This window comes from Pseudomonas sp. H26/SER47-MNA-CIBAN-0231 (genome assembly GCF_040310465.1).
In the GTDB taxonomy this organism is placed as follows: Bacteria; Pseudomonadota; Gammaproteobacteria; order Pseudomonadales; family Pseudomonadaceae; genus Aquipseudomonas; species Aquipseudomonas atacamensis.
Genome location: NZ_JBEOPW010000003.1, coordinates 397809 through 414427 on the forward strand (window position 1 = coordinate 397809; position 16619 = coordinate 414427).

A 16619-nucleotide genomic window follows, 5' to 3' on the forward strand; every position below is an offset into this window, starting at 1 on the left:
CTCAGGCACATGCAGGAACTGGAACGCTCATCAGCGGAAAAGTCTGTGCATCTGCCTCCGTATAAGGTGCCCCGAAACGCGTGTTTACGGCTCTTCGGCAGGCGAAAAAAGGCGCAACTATTCCGATGCAAGGTGGCGCCGTCTAATGCCGTAAACGCCTACCCTATGCCTAATCGGCATGAGCTTTTTCATTTGAAACTGGCGTCCCAAGCGGTTCGATTGTGACATTTGTGCCAGCATAAGTGCCGTGAACCGGCCGTTACAGCGTAGGCTGGTTAAATTTTGCACAGGCAAAACCGGCGGAAATTTCCGGAAAAAGTCTGAATCGCAAGACTAGAAGTCACACGGAACGAGCGCGATCTTTGTCGATATACGGTCGCCAGGAAACACCGCGAAATGTTTTCCTCGCAGTGTCGACGATTGAAAAAAGGAATTTGGCGTGCTGGATCAATGTTTTAGCGGATTCAAAGCCCAGCGCAGATTCGTCAGACCACCGGGTCGACGAACCTGCGGCGCAGCTTTTACCCTGACCCGGCCCTTGCGCAGGTACTCCCTGTACCCGTAGGTCACTCCGACCCTGTATCAGTCAGAACATCCCGGCCCCCTGGTCATGCACCGACCCTCATCGGGCGGCGCAGTGGAAAGCAGCGGGGCGCTGCTTTCGTGTTCGAAACCTTTGCGCGTCCTGCGTCAGTACCACTTCGGATCTTTCTTCAGGGTTTCCATCAGCAGATCCTGCATGCCCTGATCAGGTTTGCCGAAGAAGCGATAAGTCGCGTGGCGCGTCGGCGACTTGTCCTGCGGCAGACCTTCCGGCACATCGACCAGCATGGCGTAGGCGTCATCCTTGTCGAAGCTGAAGGCCACGATCAAGCGGTGATTCAGGCACTTGTCCTGACTCTCGCAGAGCGGGCCGACCAGATACTGATCACCATCTTCCGTAACGGCGTGCATCTGTTGCTCGGAAGTGCCGGACAGGTTGATCACCCATTCCGGTACGCGCTCTTCCTTTTTGATCACGCCTTCCCAGGTTTCACGGTACTGCGCGTCGGAGGCGAGCAGTTCGTTGACCCGGGTCTGGCCGTCATTGGCCGCCATGGCCATGGCACTGCCGCCCAGAAGCAGGGCGGCGGCCAATGTCTTGAGACCGATCATCGTTAACCTCGGCCGCGACGGCCAAAGAAGAAGGAAGCGATGAACATCACCAGGAACACGACAAAGAGAATCTTGGCGATACCCGTGGCGGTGCCCGCGATACCACCGAAGCCCAGAACGGCGGCGATGATGGCAATGATCAAGAATGTAATTGCCCAGCTCAACATGGTGATTCTCCTTACTTCTCTATTTAGGGGTATTTCCGGTTTCCGACGCTACGCGCCTGAATGTATTCACTGACTTAGAAAACCCAGCGCTCTTCCCGTGGCAATTGATCCAGCGGTTGCGCCTGGTCGACATCGATCATGTGCATCGAAGCGTTTTCAGCCTGGCTGCTGCTCACGGCACTGAAGTGCGTTTGAGTGCTGTGCTGCATCGAAATCAGTGGCTCGGGTTTACGGCTGTTTTCCCAGCTCATGTACTGCTGGCAGACGATCAGGGTGATCAGCAACGCCAGTACACCGAACAGACCTTGCTGGATCTGCAGTGGCGAAATACGTACTTGGGCGGCGATTGGGCGAGTCATCCTGTGTTCCTCACGCTTGTTCGGTTGGGGCAGTGCTGTTCTGCCCGGGCTGAGTGAGGTATTGCAGCCTGCATGCCAGTTTTTTCATCTATAAAAAAACCAATGAAAACAACGGGTTAGGAGTGTTTGAGAAATTTCCTAAGACGCATCCTGCACGATGGCTCTTCTGCGGTCGTGCGCAATGCACGATTATTTCGTGGGAAATTTCGATGATATGGAATTGCTACCGGTACGCAGATGTCAGAAGAGGACGCAGGATCTGCCCTGCAAAACGCAGAATGTTTTAAAACTCAAAGAAATCAATGAATTGGCCGTTATGGCAGTAGAGAGCTACCCTCCTATGGCTGGTATCGTTCAGAATCAACCATGCAACTTGCCCGATTTTTCCGGGACTAACCCAAGACTAATCACTATGGAGCGTAGGAAAAATGGAATCTGCCACTGAGCAACAAGGCCGCATTCTGCTGGTGGACGATGAATCCGCCATCCTGCGTACGTTTCGTTATTGCCTCGAAGACGAAGGCTATACGGTAGCCACTGCCAATAGCGCAGCCCAGGCCGATGCTTTGCTGCAACGTCAGGTCTTCGATCTGTGCTTCCTTGATTTGCGCCTGGGCGAGGACAACGGTCTCGACGTCCTCGCGCAGATGCGCATTCAGGCGCCGTGGATGCGCGTAGTGATCGTCACCGCCCATTCGGCGGTCGACACCGCGGTTGATGCCATCCAGGCTGGCGCCGCCGATTATCTGGTCAAGCCATGCAGCCCTGATCAACTGCGCCTGGCCACCGCCAAGCAGCTGGAAGTGCGCCAGCTCTCCGCGCGCCTTGAAGCGCTGGAAGGCGAGATCCGCAAACCGAAAGACGGTCTCGATTCCCACAGCCCGGCGATGAAAGTCGTGCTGGAAACGGCCCGGCAGGTCGCAAGCACCGACGCCAACATTCTTATCCTTGGCGAGTCCGGCACGGGTAAAGGTGAGCTGGCCCGTGCGATCCACGGCTGGAGCAAGCGCGAGAAGAAATCCTGCGTCACTATCAACTGCCCGTCGCTGACTGCCGAGCTGATGGAAAGCGAGCTGTTCGGCCATAGCCGTGGCGCGTTCACCGGCGCCAGCGAAAGTACTTTGGGTCGGGTCAACCAGGCCGACGGCGGCACGCTGTTTCTCGACGAGATCGGCGACTTTCCGCTGACTTTGCAACCCAAGTTGCTGCGTTTCATTCAAGACAAGGAATACGAGCGGGTCGGCGACCCGGTCACTCGCCGCGCCGATGTGCGCATCCTCGCCGCCACCAACCTCAACCTCGAAGACATGGTCCGCGACGGCCGTTTCCGCGAAGACCTGCTCTATCGCCTCAACGTCATCACCCTGCATCTACCGCCATTGCGCGAGCGCGCCGAAGACATCCTGACCCTCGCCGATCGCTTCCTTGCGCGTTTCGTCAAAGAGTACGCACGCCCGGCGCGCGGCTTCAGCGATGAGGCGCGGGAAGCACTGCTCGGTTATCGCTGGCCGGGCAATATTCGCGAACTGCGCAACGTCGTCGAGCGTGCCAGCATCATCTGCCCGCAGGAACGCGTGGAAATCAGCCACCTGGGCATGGCCGAACAACCGGCCAACAACGCGCCACGGGTCGGCGCGGCACTGAGCCTGGACGAGCTGGAGAAAGCGCACATCGGCGCGGTGCTGGCCACCGCCGGCACTCTGGATCAAGCGGCGAAAACCCTCGGCATCGACGCCTCGACCCTGTATCGCAAACGCAAGCAGTACAACCTGTGAGCACTGCGCGATGAAACTGGCGATCAAGCTGCGCACGCGCCTGTTCCTGAGCATTTCTGCGTTGATCACCGTGGCCTTGCTCGGGCTCTTGCTCGGGCTGGTCAGCGTGATGCAGATGGCCGGGTCACAGGAAGCGCTGGTGCGCAGCAACTTCGTCACCCTGGATCTTGGCCTCAAGCTGCGCCAGACCCTCGGTGATCAATTGATCATCATGCTCGCCGAGAAGCCCGACCCCGTCGCGTTCGAAGCGTCCAAGCAGCACTACTTCGAGTTGCTTGACCAAGGCATCGCCCAGCAGCAGGAGGGCGATGGCCAGCCTTACGGTTTCCGCCAGGCCAAGGCCGATTACCTGAACTTCCTCGCCTCATTCGACGTGACTGCCGAAGCGGCGAAGAACGCCAGCACCAGTGCGGATTTCCGCGAGCGCTTCAATATTCTCCGTAACGGTTTGATCGCTGAGCACAAACACGCACTGGAAACCATCAATGCCGTCCAGCACGCTGCCCGCGAACGGGCCTTGCTGATTGCCGGGCTGCTTGGCCTGGTCGGGCTGGCGGTGCTGATCATCGGTTTCGTCACTGCCCAGGGCATCGCCCGACGTTTCGGCGCACCGATCGAAGCGCTGGCCAAGGCTGCCGACAACATCGGCCAGGGCAACTATGACGTGACCCTGCCGATTTCCACGGCCATGGAAGTCAACCTGCTGTCGCGACGCTTCGGCCTGATGGCCGAGGCGCTGCGCGAACACCAGGCGATGAATGTCGACGAACTGTTGGCCGGTCAGCAGCGCTTGCAAGCGGTGCTCGACAGTATCGACGACGGTTTGTTGATGATTGATCGCCAGGGCCAGCTCGAACACCTCAACCCTGTTGCTCAGCGCCAGTTGGGTTGGGAAGATGACCGGCTCGGCCAAGGCCTGGGTACTGCACTCGGCCGTCCGGAGCTGGATGCGCAACTGCAATTGGTCCTGCGCGGCGGCACGCTGGAGCGCGCGCCGGAAGATCTGAGCATCGAAGTCGATGGCGAATCGCGCCTGCTGACCTACAGCCTGACGCCGGTCAGTCATACCCAGGGGCATATTCTCGGCGCGGTGATGGTGCTGCACGACGTTACCGAGCAACGCGCGTTCGAGCGCGTACGCAGTGAGTTTGTCTTGCGCGCGTCCCATGAACTGCGTACGCCGGTGACGGGCATGCACATGGCCTTCGGGCTGTTTCGCGAGCGGGCCAAGTTCCCGGCGGAATCGCGCGAAGCTGACCTGCTGGATACGGTCAACGAAGAAATGCAGCGCCTGATGCAATTGATCAACGATCTGCTGAATTTCTCGCGCTACCAGAACGGTCTACAGAAACTCACCCTGGCGCCATGTTCCATTGAGGACCTGCTGGAGCAGGCGCAACTGCGCTTTGCCGACGTGGCTGCGGCCAAAGGTGTTGCGCTGAACGTCGAGATTCAAGGCCCGCTGCCGAGGTTGCAGGCTGATCAGGCGCAACTTGATCGCGTCCTCGACAACTTGATCGACAACGCCCTGCGGCACACTGCCCGCGACGGGCAGATCCGTCTGCAGGCGCGCCGCCATGGCGAGCGGGTCATCATCAGTGTCGAAGACAATGGCGAAGGCATTGCCTACGGCCAGCAGGGGCGGATTTTCGAGCCGTTCGTGCAGGTCGGGCGCAAGAAGGGCGGTGCCGGGCTTGGCCTGGCGCTGTGCAAGGAAATCGTCCAGTTGCACGGCGGGCGCATGGGCGTTTATTCGCGGCCGGGGCAGGGCACCCAGTTCTACATGGCGCTGGCGGTTTAGGCTTCATCGTCCATACGCCGTCCGGCCAGGCGTCGTCCACGGGTGATCAGTTCAATGAACTGCACGGCGCTCAGTGCGTGAGCGAACAGCCAGCCCTGACCGAACTTGACTCCCTCACTGCTGAGCAGTGCGGCTTGGGATTCCAGCTCGATGCCTTCGGCAATCACTTTCAGATCCAGCGCCTGCGCCATGTGAATGATGTGCGGAGCGACGCCGCTGCTCGCTGCGTCATGGCCGAGCGCATCGATGAACGCCTTATCGATCTTCAGGCAGTCCACCGGCAAGGTCTGCAGATAGGCGAGGCTGCAATAGCCGGTGCCGAAATCATCGATCAGCACCTGATGGCCGACGTCGCGCAAGGCTTGCAGGTTTTCCCGCGCCACCACCACATCAATCAGGCCCCGCTCAGTGACTTCGAAGGCTATCTGCCGCGCGGCGACACGGTGCAGCGCGAGCAGCCGCGCCATGACCTGGCCGATGCGCGGCACCATGACATCGCAGGCTGCGAGGTTCACCGAGATATACAGCTGCGGATTGGCGCGCAGTAACTGGCCCAGCTGTTCGAGCAGACGCTGCAAGACGAAGTCGGTCATCTGCCGGATCTGCCCGGTGTTCTCCGCCATGGGAATGAACAGGTCGGGGCTGGTCAGCGTGCCGTCCGGGCGCCGCCAGCGCAGCAGCGCTTCGGCACCGACGCAGTTGCGGCTGTCGAGATCGAAGATCGGCTGATACAGCACCTGCAACTCACCCCGGCGGATCGCCCCGTGCAGCTCGGCATCCAGCGACTGGCGCTGACGCACCAGCAACAAGGTCAGAAAGCCGACAACGGCGCCGGCGATCAGGCACACCGGCAACAGCCACCACCACACCGCCGGGACGTGCATGCCCGTGCGCGGCGTAATCAGCACCAATTGGTATTCCGGGTTGTCGGTGGGCATGCGATAGATCAGCCGCGTTTGCGTGACTTGCAGCGCATCAGGGCTCTTCGGTGGCCAGGGTTCGGTCGGTGGCCAGGTCTGTGCGGTGCCGAGCACCGGAATCGCGCGAGTGCCGTGATCGAGTACCACCAGCAGGCTGCTGCCGGGCGACAGATCGACCATGTCGGTCAAATGCCCGCGCGAGGTCGCGACACGAAAGTTGCCGCGACCGAGCATCAGCGCCGCGCGATTTTCATCGGGTTCGGTGGTGGTGTTCAGCCAATAGCTGTAGGTCGGACCCTGAATGTCCGGCGCGCGCACCAACGACAGACCTTCCTGGCGCGGACGGTTGGAGCAGAACCGCGAGGCGTCCATGTACGCGGCTTCGTAGACGAAGCGGTAGTTGAAGGTGACTTGCTGCAGAGTCGCGATCATTTCTTCGTCGCAGCCGCGCAAGGGCTGGGCTTCAAGGTCGTCGAGACTTTCGCGCAACTGGCCGAACAATTGTTCGAGGCGCGCGAGAAAACGCTCGCCCTGGGCGTTCATTTCCTGGCTCTCGCGCATTTCCATCTGGCGCATCGCCGCGAACATACCGCCTGCAATCAGCAGGCTGGCGCTGAGGACAGCCGCGATCATCGCCAAAAAAACAGGGCGATAAAACCAGCTACGCAGCGTCTCTCGGGTCGCAGCCATCAGGGATTTTCCGAAGAATTACCATGAGTTATAGCTGCTGATTGCGATTTCGCCCTGACCGTCGGGCGGGCGTCATTATTTTGTCTGATTGAGGACCAAAAGAAGTGCCGCGGTTTGTGCATCCGGCGTGCCGTCGAAGCGGGCAGGGCGGTAATGCATCTGGAACGCGGCGAGGACATGCCGCGTGGCGACGTCCAGCTCGCCGGTCTGCGGTGTGTCGTAACCCAGACGCGCGAGTTGCGCCTGGAACCAGCCGATCTCCGGCAACGGGTTGCTGTTAAAAATAGCCTGCTGACGCGCCACCGCTTGCTCGTTCGGCCACAGGCCAAGGCCTTCGGCGGCGAGACGTTTCCAGGGGAACAGTGGCCCCGGATCAAGCTTGCGCAACGGCGCGATGTCGCTGTGACCGATGATGTGCCGCGGGCTGATGCCGTTGCGTTTGCTGATGTCCTTGAGCAGGGTGGTCAACGACTGGATCTGCGCTTCGCTGTACGGATACCACAGGCGCCCGGTCGGGGTGTCCTTGTAGCCGGGATTGACGATTTCGATGCCGATGGAACTGGAGTTCAGCCAGGTACGGCCCTGCCACTGACTTTCGCCGGCGTGCCAGGCGCGCTGGTTTTCGTCCATCAGCTTGTACACGGTGGCGCTCTTGTCATCGCCAATCAGGTAATGGCTACTGACGTCGCCATGGGTCAGCAATTGCAGCGAACGCTCCAGAGACGCGGAGGTGTAATGCACCACAACGAACTGGATGCGGCTGTCGTAATTGGCCGAAGGGTGGCTGGTGTCGTAACGCGGGCCGCTGGCGCAACCAGCGAGGACGAACAACGAGGCAACAAGGGCAAGGAATTTCATGGCAGAGGACGATACGCTGAAAACGATAATGCAACAGTGTAACGTACGGATTTGCTCAGAGTCCGCCAGCGGGCGGATTTAAACAAAATGGAACAATTGCCTTAGCCGAGCTCGACTCGGTTGCGCCCGGCGTTTTTCGCTCGGTACAGCGCCTGATCGGCTCTTTTCAGCACCAGATCGCTGTGTTCTCCCACCCGAAATGACGCGAGTCCCATGGAAATGGTGATGGTCACTCGCTCGCCCTTGAAATGAAACGGGCAGGCTTCGATCGCCGCGCGCAGGGTTTCCAGCAGTTTCGCGCCCACCGCTGGTGGCGTCGCGGGCAGCAACAGCACGAACTCTTCACCGCCGAAACGGGCGATGAAATCCGAGCCGCGCAGGCGTTTGCGCAATACCGTGGCGATGATCTTCAGCACTTTGTCGCCGGCCAGATGGCCGTAGCTGTCGTTGATCCGCTTGAAGTGATCGAGGTCGAGCATGGCCAGGCTGAGGGTGTTGCCGTGCTGCTGCCATTGCTGGATCTCATGCTCCAGGCGTTCACTCCACGCCGCGCGGTTGGGCAGGCCGGTCAACGGATCGATCAGGGCTTTCTGCCGCTGCTCTTCAAGGTGTTCACGGAAGCCCATGGCTTCCTGTTCCATATGCGCCACGCGCTCCGACAGGCTCTTCAACCTGGCGGCGACTTCCTGCTCGCGGGCGTCGCGCTGCTTCTGGTGCTGATCCATCGTTCCCAGCAGGCCTTCCAGATGATTCTCCAGCACATGCTTGAGGTCATCGAGGTCGGCTGCTTGCTGGACGCTGCTCTGCAAGCCGTCGACCTGCTCGCGAATCTGCGTGTCCATGGCCCGCGCCGCCGAGCTATTGTCGGCATGCCCTTCGCTGGCCGCTTGCAGGTTGCTCTGAAACGCTTCGAGGCGTTCGTTGAGTTGCTGCAGATAGGCTTCGAATTCGTGCTGACCGCTGTCGGTAATCGCCAGCATTAAAGTCGCGAGATCGTCGAGGATCGGCAACAGTTCGTACCAGTTCAGCCCGTGTTTGAGCCGTTCGCGCATGGCTTCGGCTTGCGGCCGATGACGCTCGGGCAGGGTCAGGTCGTCGAGCAGGCCGATCAGCGTGTCTTCGATATGTCTGGCTACGGAGCTGTAGGACGGCTCCGGGGAATCCGGCAGAGCGAAGAGGATGTCGTGCTCCGACTGCTCCGGGTCGATGGCGGCCAAGGCCTGAGCGATCGGCTCGGGCAAGGGCAGGCTGTCGAGGAGCAGCGGCGACGGATCGTCGGGGTGGATCAGTTCGTCGGGGTTGAGTGCTTCGGTTACTTGCGCAGCGACGGTTATCTCGGTGTCAGCGGCTGGTTCAACCTGCACTGGCTCGGCTTCAACGACGACCACAGGCGCAGCGAACGCAACGACTTGCGGCTCATCAGGCGGCGTCTGGGCGGGCGTTTCGATGATGGTCTCGGGCGCTGCGATCGCTGGCTCCGCGTTGGCCACCGGTGCCGATTGCGCAGGCTCCGGTTCAGGCTGCTGAGCTTCGACCAGCTGCGGCACTGGTGTTGCTGGTATGTCGGCCGCCGGTGCAACGGTTTCTTCACTGTCGCGACTACCAAACAAACGCTGCAACAACCCCGGCCGCCCCGGCTCGGCAGGCGTTTCCAACTGACTCAAGGCCTTGCCCTGCAAGCCACTGAGTTCGCTCAGCAGCAGTGGCATTTCCCGCGCCTGACCGACTCGGCTGTCCAGTTGTTTGGCAAATTTCTTCAGCGGTTGCGCGACTTCGCGCGGCAGCGGCAAAGCCTGCAACTGGGTGACCAGCGCGGTCAGCGCGGTGCTGACCTGATCGATGCGGGTCTCGCGGCGCTGCTCGGAGTCGAGCACGGCTTTTTCCAGACGCGGCAGCAGGGCGGCGAGGCCGGCGTCCATGTCATCGGTGCGCACGACTTCGCGCATTTCTTTCATGCACTGATCAACAGCCTTGTCGGTGCCCTCGGCCGCCAGCGTGCTGCGCACCAGACCGCGCCGCAGCAGGTCGAGTCGCGCGGCCCAGCGGCGTTCGAGCTTGTCCTGCTGTTCGATGCTCTTGAGGTACTTCTCTTTCCAGCGCTGGGCGTCGTCGCTCATTCACAGGTTCCGCGAGGGGCAGGGCTCAACGCGGGCAATGCGTCGGCCGTGAGCGAACCCGGCAGACGAATTTCCACCGCGACCGGCAGGTGATCGGAAATGGGCTGGGCCAGCACCTCGACCTTTTCCAGGGTCAGGGTCGGGCTGAGCAGAATATGATCAAGGCAACGCTGTGGGCGCCAGCTGGGGAAGGTCGCTTCCACCTGCGGGGCCAGCAGGCCGAGATCGCGTAACGGCGAGTGTTCGAGCAGGTCGCTGGCATGGGTATTCATGTCGCCCATCAGCACCTGATGCTTGTACCCGCTGATCAAATCACGAATGTAGGCCAGTTGCAGGCTGCGCGTCCGCGCGCCGAGGGCCAGGTGCATCATCACCACCACCAGCGCTTCCGGACCTTCGCCGAAGCGCAGCAGGATCGCGCCGCGACCTTTCGGGCCGGGCAGCGGGTGATCCTCGATCGCCCACGGCTTCAGGCGACTGAGCACGCCATTGCTGTGCTGGGCCAGTCGACCGAGGTTGCGATTGAGTTGTTGATACCAGTAGGGAAAGGCGCCGAGGTGGGCCAGATGTTCGACCTGATTGACGTAGCCTGAACGCAGGCTGCCGCCATCGGCTTCCTGCAGCGCGACCAGGTCGAAGTCGCCGAGCAGGTCACCGATCTTCTGCAGATTGCCGGAGCGCCCGGTGTGCGGCAGCAGATGCTGCCAGCTGCGGGTCAGGTAATGTCGATAGCGCTCGGTGCTGATGCCGACCTGAATGTTGAAGCTGAGCAAGCGCAGACGCTGGTCTGCGGGCAGGCCCGTAGACGCCAGATGATGCTCGTTGACCTGCGGATCATGCAGGCCAACGATGCGTTCGGACTTCCAGCGGCGCATGGCGAATGCCGCGCTTAGTTGGCAGCAGCCTTGTTAGCCGCTCGCTCTTTGGCGACCAGATCGTCAGCCAGCTTCAATGCTTGCTCGGCACCACCGGCAGAGCCGATGTCGAAGCGGTATTTACCATTGACGATCATGGTTGGCACGCCAGTGATTTCGTACTTCTTCGCCAGCTCACGGGCCTTGACGATCTGGCCTTTGATAGCGAACGAGTCGAAAGTGGCGAGGAACTTGTCCTTGTCCACGCCTTGAGTGGCGAGGAAGTCAGCCATGTCGTTCTTGTCGGTGAGCTTCTTGTGCTCTTTCTGGATCGCGTTGAACACGGCGTTGTGTACCTGATGCTCGACACCCATGGCTTCCAGAGTCAGGAACATCTGACCGTGAGCGTCCCATGGGCCGCCGAACATGGCGGGGATGCGCACGAAGTTGACGTCGGACGGCAGTTTTTCAACCCATGGATTGATCACTGGCTCAAAAGCGTAGCAATGCGGGCAGCCGTACCAGAACAGCTCGACCACTTCGATTTTGCCAGGCTTTGCCACCGGCACCGGGTTGGCCAGTTCGACGTAAGGGGCGGCAGGGGCTTCAGCGGCCTGGGCGGTGACGCCGAACAGGCTGGCAGCGACGAGGGCGGCGCTGATGATCAGATTACGCATGCTTTACTCCTGAACAATTTGGGTCGCCTCGCTCGACCTGTTGCGACACAGATCCTGGCGGGCATGAGTGCTGTAGTGTAACGGCAGCGGCCACAAAAAAGGGCGGCCAAAGCCACCCTTTTTATACTTGCTGCGAAGGATTAATCGAGCGTTAACGTCGCAGGCGTTACGCGCCTCGTGCAACCCTCGAATAAGGGCCTCAGTGCAGGCCCTGGATGTAGCTGGAAACCGCAGCGATGTCTTCGTCGCTCAGCTTGCGTGCGATGGTGCGCATGGTCATTGCGTCGCCGTCGTTGGCGCGACCGCCGTCTTCCTTGCGGAAATCGGTCAGTTGCTTGGCGATGTATTGAGCGTGCTGGCCACCCAAGTGTGGGAAGCCTGCGGCGGCATTGCCGGAGCCGTTCGGCGAGTGGCAGCCGGTGCAGGCTGGCAGACCTTTTTCCAGGTTGCCGCCACGGAACAGCGCTTCACCGCGAGCGACGATCTTCGGATCGGCGGCGCCGACGCTGCCTTTCTGGCTGGCGAAGTACGCGGCGATGTCGGCCAGATCCTGATCGTTCAGGTTGGTCAGCAGCCCGGTCATTTCCAGCACCACGCGCTTGCCCGACTTGATGTCGTGCAATTGCTTGTCGAGGTAGCGTTCACCTTGACCTGCCAGTTTCGGAAAGTTTGGCGCCATGCTGTTGCCGTCCGGGCCGTGACAGGCTCCGCACACGGCAGCTTTGGCCTGGCCTGCTGCGGCATCGCCGGCAGCATGGGCGACACCTGAAATTCCCACGGTCAACAGCAGACTCACGATCAATTTGTTCATCAGCTAATCCAACTACGGCTAAGGGTTAAGTTATGGACCGGGCTTACTCTCGCTCATCCACAGGATGATGGCCTGGTAATCCTCGGCACTGCAGTCCATGCACAAACCACGCGGCGGCATCGCCTTGAAACCCTGGGTCACGTGTTGCACCAGCGTCCCCATACCTTTCGCCAACCTCGGCGTCCAAGCTTCCTGATCGCCTCTTGCGGGCGCCATGGGTAGTTGGCCGGAATGACAGGCACCACAAACACGGTTGTACACAGCTTCCGGATCCTGTGTAGCCTGTGCGCTGTAAAGCGGCATCAAGACTCCGGCAGCCAGCAGCCATTTCGTCATAAAACGACCTTTTCAGGGTTGAGAGCGTTCTGCGTTCTAATGCGCAATCAAAGTCTGTCGCTCTCGTGAACTTCATCCTTCGCTGGGACAAAGCACACACAAAATCTGCGGCATTATATACTGGCGTCACTGAAACGGAAGCGACACCGCGTTCCGCGCCCAATCCCGGCGCCGCCCACATCGGAAATCCCATGCAACTCAAGAATCCCATCCTCGGCCTGTGCCAACAGTCCACGTTCATGCTCAGTGCCGCCAAAGTCGATCAATGCCCAGACGACGAAGGCTTCGAAGTGGCGTTTGCCGGTCGTTCCAACGCTGGCAAATCCAGCGCGCTGAACACCCTGACCCACGCCAGCCTGGCGCGCACCTCGAAAACTCCGGGTCGCACACAGCTGTTGAACTTCTTCAAGCTAGACGAAGATCGCCGTCTGGTCGACCTGCCGGGGTACGGTTATGCAAAAGTGCCGATCCCGCTCAAGCAACACTGGCAGCGCCACCTCGAGGCTTACCTCGGTGGTCGGGAGAGTTTGAAAGGTCTGATCCTGATGATGGACATCCGCCATCCGATGACCGACTTCGACCTGCTGATGCTCGACTGGGCCGTCGCCGCCGGCATGCCGATGCACATCCTGCTGACCAAAGCCGACAAGCTCACCTACGGCGCAGCCAAGAACACCCTGCTGAAAGTACAGTCGGAAATCCGCAAAGGCTGGGGCGACTCGATCACCATCCAGTTGTTCTCCGCACCAAAACGCATGGGCCTGGAAGAGGCCTACACTGTACTGGCCAACTGGATGGAACTGGCAGACAAAGGCGCCGAGGCGGCAGCCGAGTAAATTCAGAATGGGGAAAAATTGGTTGTAGTGTGGCCAGGCAAGGCAAAAGTAGCGCTAAAAAGCGGAGTTTAGGGGACCTAAATGAGCATTTTTAGCGATGCTTTTAACGCAGCATGGCCGCGCTACAGCCGATTTTTTGGCAAAAAAAGCCCCGGATTTCATTGGGGAGGGAGAAATTCCGGGGTTCAAGTTCCGAACCGCTAGGGCGGGGTTCAGATATCTGCCAACACTTAACACAACATAGGAGCATCGAAGGGCTTCACCAGCCATTCAGTACCTCTGAGTGTTCGATCGACAGATTAGTTCAGATTTTTTTCAAAAAGCTTTGGAATAGCCTGAAGCGTTTTTCGATCTAAGCCGGATTCCCGGGAGTTGCCGCGACGGTAGGTCGCGGCAACTCTGCCAATACTCAGTGCGCCTCATCCCAGTTGTTGCCCACGCCAACTTCCACCAGCAGCGGTACATCCAGTTTCGCCGCTTCGCTCATGTGCGTACGAATTTCGGCGCTGACCTGCTCGACCAGATCCTCGCGAACCTCCAGCACCAGTTCGTCGTGCACTTGCAGGATGACCCGCGCGTCCAGACCCGACGCTGTCAGCCAGTTATCCACAGCCACCATGGCTTTCTTGATGATGTCCGCTGCCGTGCCCTGCATCGGCGCGTTGATCGCCGTGCGTTCAGCGGCGGCGCGTTCCTGCGGCTTGTTCGAGTTGATCTCCGGTAGGTAGAGGCGACGGCCGAAGAAAGTTTCGACGTAACCCTGATCCGCCGCCTGCGCGCGGGTGCGCTCCATGTATTCGCGAACGCCTGGATAACGGGCGAAGTAGGTGTCGATGTAAGCCTTGGCGGTCTTGGTGTCGACGCCGATGTCCTTGCCGAGCTTCTGCGCGCCCATGCCGTAGATCAGACCGAAGTTGATCGCCTTGGCGCTGCGGCGCTGGTCCGAGGTCACTTGATCAAGCTCGACCTTGAATACTTCGGCAGCGGTTGCAGTGTGCACGTCGAGATTGTTGCGAAAGGCGTTCATCAGGCCTTCGTCGCGGGACAGGTGCGCCATGATCCGCAGTTCGATCTGCGAATAGTCCGCCGCCAGCAGTTTGTAGCCTTTGGGTGCGACGAACGCCTGACGAATGCGCCGGCCTTCGGCTGTGCGTACCGGGATGTTCTGCAGGTTCGGATCACTGGAGGACAAACGCCCGGTGGACGCCACAGCCTGATGATACGAGGTGTGAATACGTCCGGTGCGCGGGTTGATCTGCTCTGGCAGGCGATCGGTGTACGTGCTTTTCAGCTTGCTCATCGAACGGTGCTCCATCAGCACCTTCGGCAAGCGGTGATCGTCTTCGGCGAGTTTCGCCAGCACTTCTTCAGCGGTGGACGGCTGGCCTTTGGCGGTTTTCTTCAGCACCGGCAGGCCGAGCTTTTCATAAAGAATCACGCCCAGCTGCTTCGGCGAGCCGAGGTTGAATTCCTCCCCGGCAATGTCGAAGGCTTCACGCTCCAGCGCGACCATTTTGTTGCCCAGCTCAATGCTCTGAATGCCGAGCAGTTCGGCATCGACGAACGCGCCCTGGCGTTCGATGCGCGCCAGTACCGGTACCAGCGGGATTTCGATGCCGGTCAGCACGCTGGCCAGACTCGGAATCGCGCTGAGCTTGTCGAACAGGGTCTGATGCAGGCGCAGGGTGATGTCGGCGTCTTCAGCGGCGTACGGCCCGGCCTGTTCCAGGGCGATCTGGTCGAAGGTCAGCTGCTTGGCACCTTTGCCGGCGATGTCCTGGAAGCTCACCGTGGTGTGGTCGAGGTACTTTTGCGCGAGGCTGTCCATGTCGTGGCGGGTCGCGGTGGAGTTGAGCACGTAGGACTCGAGCATGGTGTCGAAGGCGATGCCGCGCACGCTGATGCCTTCACTCTGATCGCCGCCAATGGCGCAGTTGGCCAGAATGTTCATGTCGAACTTGGCGTGCTGGCCGACCTTGAGCTTGTTCGGGTCTTCCAGAATCGGCTTGAGTGCGCGCAGCACGGTGTCGCGATCCAACTGCTCCGGCACGCCGATGTAGGAATGGGTCAGCGGGATGTACGCGGCTTCGTTGGCCTGTACGGCGAACGACAGGCCAACCAGTTGCGCCTGCTGCGCGTCGATGCCGGTGGTCTCGGTGTCGAAGGCGATCAGCCTGGCGTTGCGCAGTTTTTCCAGCCAGACGTCGAAGCGGGCCTGATCGAGGATGGTTTCGTAGGCGGCTTCGGCAGGGGCAGCAGGTGCCTCGGCTTGCGGGGCGCTGAACAGATCGCCCGCCGGCGCAGGTTCGGCCGCCGCGCTCAGTTCCAGACGCTTGGCATCGCGATCCAGATCATTGAGCCAGCTCTTGAATTCCAGCAGGGTGTACAGCTCGTAGAGTTTGGCCGGATCCTCCTGGCCCATCTGCAGATCATCGAGGCCGATATCCAGTGGCACGTCGACCTTGATGGTCGCCAGTTGATAGGACAGGAAAGCCATCTCCCGGTGCTCTTCGAGCTTGGCCGGCAAGGTTTTTGCGCCACGGATCGGCAGGGTCGGCACGATGTCGAGGTTGGCGTACAGCTCGGTCAGACCGCCGTTGACGCCAACCAGCAGGCCGGACGCCGTCTTCGGGCCGATGCCCGGCACGCCCGGAATGTTGTCGGACGAATCGCCCATCAGCGCCAGATAATCGATGATCTGCTCCGGTGCGACGCCAAATTTCTCCTTAACGCCCTCCACATCCATCGAGCTACCGGACATGGTGTTGACCAAGGTAATGTGGCCATCGACCAGTTGCGCCATGTCCTTGTCACCGGTGGAAATGATCACCGGGCGATCGGCCGCCGCGCTGCTGCGGGCGAGGGTGCCGATCACATCGTCAGCCTCGACGCCGTCGACGCACAGCAGCGGGAAGCCGAGGGCGATCACGCTCTGGTGCAGCGGCTCGATCTGCACGCGCATGTCATCGGGCATGCTCGGCCGGTTGGCCTTGTATTCGGCGTACATCTCATCGCGAAATGTCCCGCCCTTGGCGTCGAACACCACGGCGAAGGGGCTGTCCGGGTACTGCTTGCGCAGACTCTTGAGCATGTTCAGCACGCCTTTGACCGCACCGGTCGGCAGGCCTTTGGACGTGGTCAGTGGTGGCAGTGCATGAAAGGCGCGGTACAGGTAAGACGAACCGTCCACCAGGACGAGGGGGGCTTGGCTCATGAGCAGGATCAACCTTTTCGGCGGGTCCGGCGCTAGAATAGCGGGACCG

General features: G+C 60.4%; 14 protein-coding genes. 3 read left to right on the forward strand and 11 right to left on the reverse strand.

Annotated features, from left to right (window positions below):
• Positions 1-690: 690 nt before the first annotated feature.
• The 3 genes from AAEZ10_RS07135 to AAEZ10_RS07145 all read right to left on the reverse strand — a co-directional run bounded on the left by AAEZ10_RS07135 (position 691) and on the right by AAEZ10_RS07145 (position 1681).
• The gene (locus AAEZ10_RS07135; RefSeq protein ID WP_016772356.1) at positions 691-1155 is read right to left on the reverse strand and encodes an inhibitor of vertebrate lysozyme family protein; all 465 of its coding nucleotides are present in this window, start codon (positions 1153-1155) and stop codon (positions 691-693) included.
• Positions 1156-1157: 2 nt separating this feature from the next.
• On the reverse strand, positions 1158-1322 hold the full coding sequence (locus AAEZ10_RS07140) for a DUF1328 domain-containing protein (protein ID WP_003177151.1): 165 nt from the start codon (positions 1320-1322) through the stop codon (positions 1158-1160).
• Between the two features lie 74 nt (positions 1323-1396).
• Complete coding sequence (locus AAEZ10_RS07145; RefSeq protein WP_024014979.1) at positions 1397-1681, reverse strand: hypothetical protein; 285 nt, start codon at positions 1679-1681, stop codon at positions 1397-1399.
• 428 nt (positions 1682-2109) lie between these two features.
• Between AAEZ10_RS07145 and algB the strand changes: the two genes are divergently transcribed.
• Positions 2110-3456, forward strand: coding sequence for a sigma-54-dependent response regulator transcription factor AlgB (gene algB, locus AAEZ10_RS07150; RefSeq protein WP_024014980.1), 1347 nt, complete (start codon positions 2110-2112; stop codon positions 3454-3456).
• A gap of 10 nt (positions 3457-3466) precedes the next feature.
• A complete protein-coding gene (locus tag AAEZ10_RS07155; RefSeq protein WP_122751329.1) occupies positions 3467-5257 on the forward strand; it encodes an ATP-binding protein in 1791 nt (596 codons plus the stop codon).
• Here AAEZ10_RS07155 and AAEZ10_RS07160 read toward each other — a convergent pair.
• The 7 genes from AAEZ10_RS07160 to AAEZ10_RS07190 all read right to left on the reverse strand — a co-directional run bounded on the left by AAEZ10_RS07160 (position 5254) and on the right by AAEZ10_RS07190 (position 12520).
• Positions 5254-6867 (reverse strand): EAL domain-containing protein, encoded by a 1614-nt coding sequence (locus AAEZ10_RS07160; protein WP_024014982.1) that lies wholly within the window; start codon positions 6865-6867, stop codon positions 5254-5256. The two genes, AAEZ10_RS07155 and AAEZ10_RS07160, sit on opposite strands and share 4 nt — an antisense overlap.
• Before the next feature lie 75 nt (positions 6868-6942).
• Positions 6943-7725: an N-acetylmuramoyl-L-alanine amidase gene (locus AAEZ10_RS07165; protein ID WP_350568571.1), complete on the reverse strand. Its 783-nt coding sequence runs from the start codon at positions 7723-7725 to the stop codon at positions 6943-6945.
• Between the two features lie 101 nt (positions 7726-7826).
• Entirely contained in the window at positions 7827-9842 is a 2016-nt protein-coding gene (locus tag AAEZ10_RS07170) for a GGDEF domain-containing protein (protein ID WP_130928316.1), read from the reverse strand.
• The gene (locus AAEZ10_RS07175) at positions 9839-10717 is read right to left on the reverse strand and encodes an endonuclease/exonuclease/phosphatase family protein (protein WP_024014985.1); all 879 of its coding nucleotides are present in this window, start codon (positions 10715-10717) and stop codon (positions 9839-9841) included. The genes AAEZ10_RS07170 and AAEZ10_RS07175 overlap by 4 nt, the downstream gene beginning before the upstream one ends.
• Positions 10718-10731: 14 nt before the next feature.
• Positions 10732-11373 (reverse strand): thiol:disulfide interchange protein DsbA/DsbL, encoded by a 642-nt coding sequence (locus AAEZ10_RS07180; protein WP_016772349.1) that lies wholly within the window; start codon positions 11371-11373, stop codon positions 10732-10734.
• A 199-nt stretch (positions 11374-11572) separates the two neighbouring features.
• Complete coding sequence (locus AAEZ10_RS07185; protein WP_016772348.1) at positions 11573-12184, reverse strand: c-type cytochrome; 612 nt, start codon at positions 12182-12184, stop codon at positions 11573-11575.
• Positions 12185-12214: 30 nt separating this feature from the next.
• Positions 12215-12520: a c-type cytochrome gene (locus tag AAEZ10_RS07190; RefSeq protein ID WP_016772347.1), complete on the reverse strand. Its 306-nt coding sequence runs from the start codon at positions 12518-12520 to the stop codon at positions 12215-12217.
• 191 nt (positions 12521-12711) lie between these two features.
• Here AAEZ10_RS07190 and yihA point away from each other — a divergent pair, with 191 nt between their 5' ends.
• On the forward strand, positions 12712-13356 hold the full coding sequence (gene yihA / locus AAEZ10_RS07195) for a ribosome biogenesis GTP-binding protein YihA/YsxC (protein ID WP_110644670.1): 645 nt from the start codon (positions 12712-12714) through the stop codon (positions 13354-13356).
• 409 nt (positions 13357-13765) lie between these two features.
• On the opposite strand, the gene polA is transcribed toward yihA, so the two are convergent.
• Positions 13766-16570, reverse strand: a complete 2805-nt coding sequence (gene polA / locus AAEZ10_RS07200; protein WP_350568575.1) for a DNA polymerase I — start codon at positions 16568-16570, stop codon at positions 13766-13768.
• Between the last annotated feature and the right edge of the window lie 49 nt (positions 16571-16619).

Excerpts from the sequence above, each read along its gene's own strand:
- AAEZ10_RS07135 (WP_016772356.1), bottom strand. The coding sequence starts at position 1,155 with ATGATCGGTCTCAAGACATTGGCCGCCGCCCTGCTTCTGGGCGGCAGT.
- AAEZ10_RS07145 (WP_024014979.1), bottom strand. The coding sequence starts at position 1,681 with ATGACTCGCCCAATCGCCGCCCAAGTACGTATTTCGCCACTGCAGATC.
- AAEZ10_RS07190 (WP_016772347.1), bottom strand. The coding sequence starts at position 12,520 with ATGACGAAATGGCTGCTGGCTGCCGGAGTCTTGATGCCGCTTTACAGC.
- algB (WP_024014980.1), top strand. The coding sequence starts at position 2,110 with ATGGAATCTGCCACTGAGCAACAAGGCCGCATTCTGCTGGTGGACGAT.
- AAEZ10_RS07140 (WP_003177151.1), bottom strand. The coding sequence starts at position 1,322 with ATGTTGAGCTGGGCAATTACATTCTTGATCATTGCCATCATCGCCGCC.
- AAEZ10_RS07185 (WP_016772348.1), bottom strand. The coding sequence starts at position 12,184 with ATGAACAAATTGATCGTGAGTCTGCTGTTGACCGTGGGAATTTCAGGT.
- polA (WP_350568575.1), bottom strand. The coding sequence starts at position 16,570 with ATGAGCCAAGCCCCCCTCGTCCTGGTGGACGGTTCGTCTTACCTGTAC.
- AAEZ10_RS07180 (WP_016772349.1), bottom strand. The coding sequence starts at position 11,373 with ATGCGTAATCTGATCATCAGCGCCGCCCTCGTCGCTGCCAGCCTGTTC.
- AAEZ10_RS07175 (WP_024014985.1), bottom strand. The coding sequence starts at position 10,717 with ATGCGCCGCTGGAAGTCCGAACGCATCGTTGGCCTGCATGATCCGCAG.
- AAEZ10_RS07170 (WP_130928316.1), bottom strand. The coding sequence starts at position 9,842 with ATGAGCGACGACGCCCAGCGCTGGAAAGAGAAGTACCTCAAGAGCATC.
- yihA (WP_110644670.1), top strand. The coding sequence starts at position 12,712 with ATGCAACTCAAGAATCCCATCCTCGGCCTGTGCCAACAGTCCACGTTC.
- AAEZ10_RS07155 (WP_122751329.1), top strand. The coding sequence starts at position 3,467 with ATGAAACTGGCGATCAAGCTGCGCACGCGCCTGTTCCTGAGCATTTCT.
- AAEZ10_RS07165 (WP_350568571.1), bottom strand. The coding sequence starts at position 7,725 with ATGAAATTCCTTGCCCTTGTTGCCTCGTTGTTCGTCCTCGCTGGTTGC.
- AAEZ10_RS07160 (WP_024014982.1), bottom strand. The coding sequence starts at position 6,867 with ATGGCTGCGACCCGAGAGACGCTGCGTAGCTGGTTTTATCGCCCTGTT.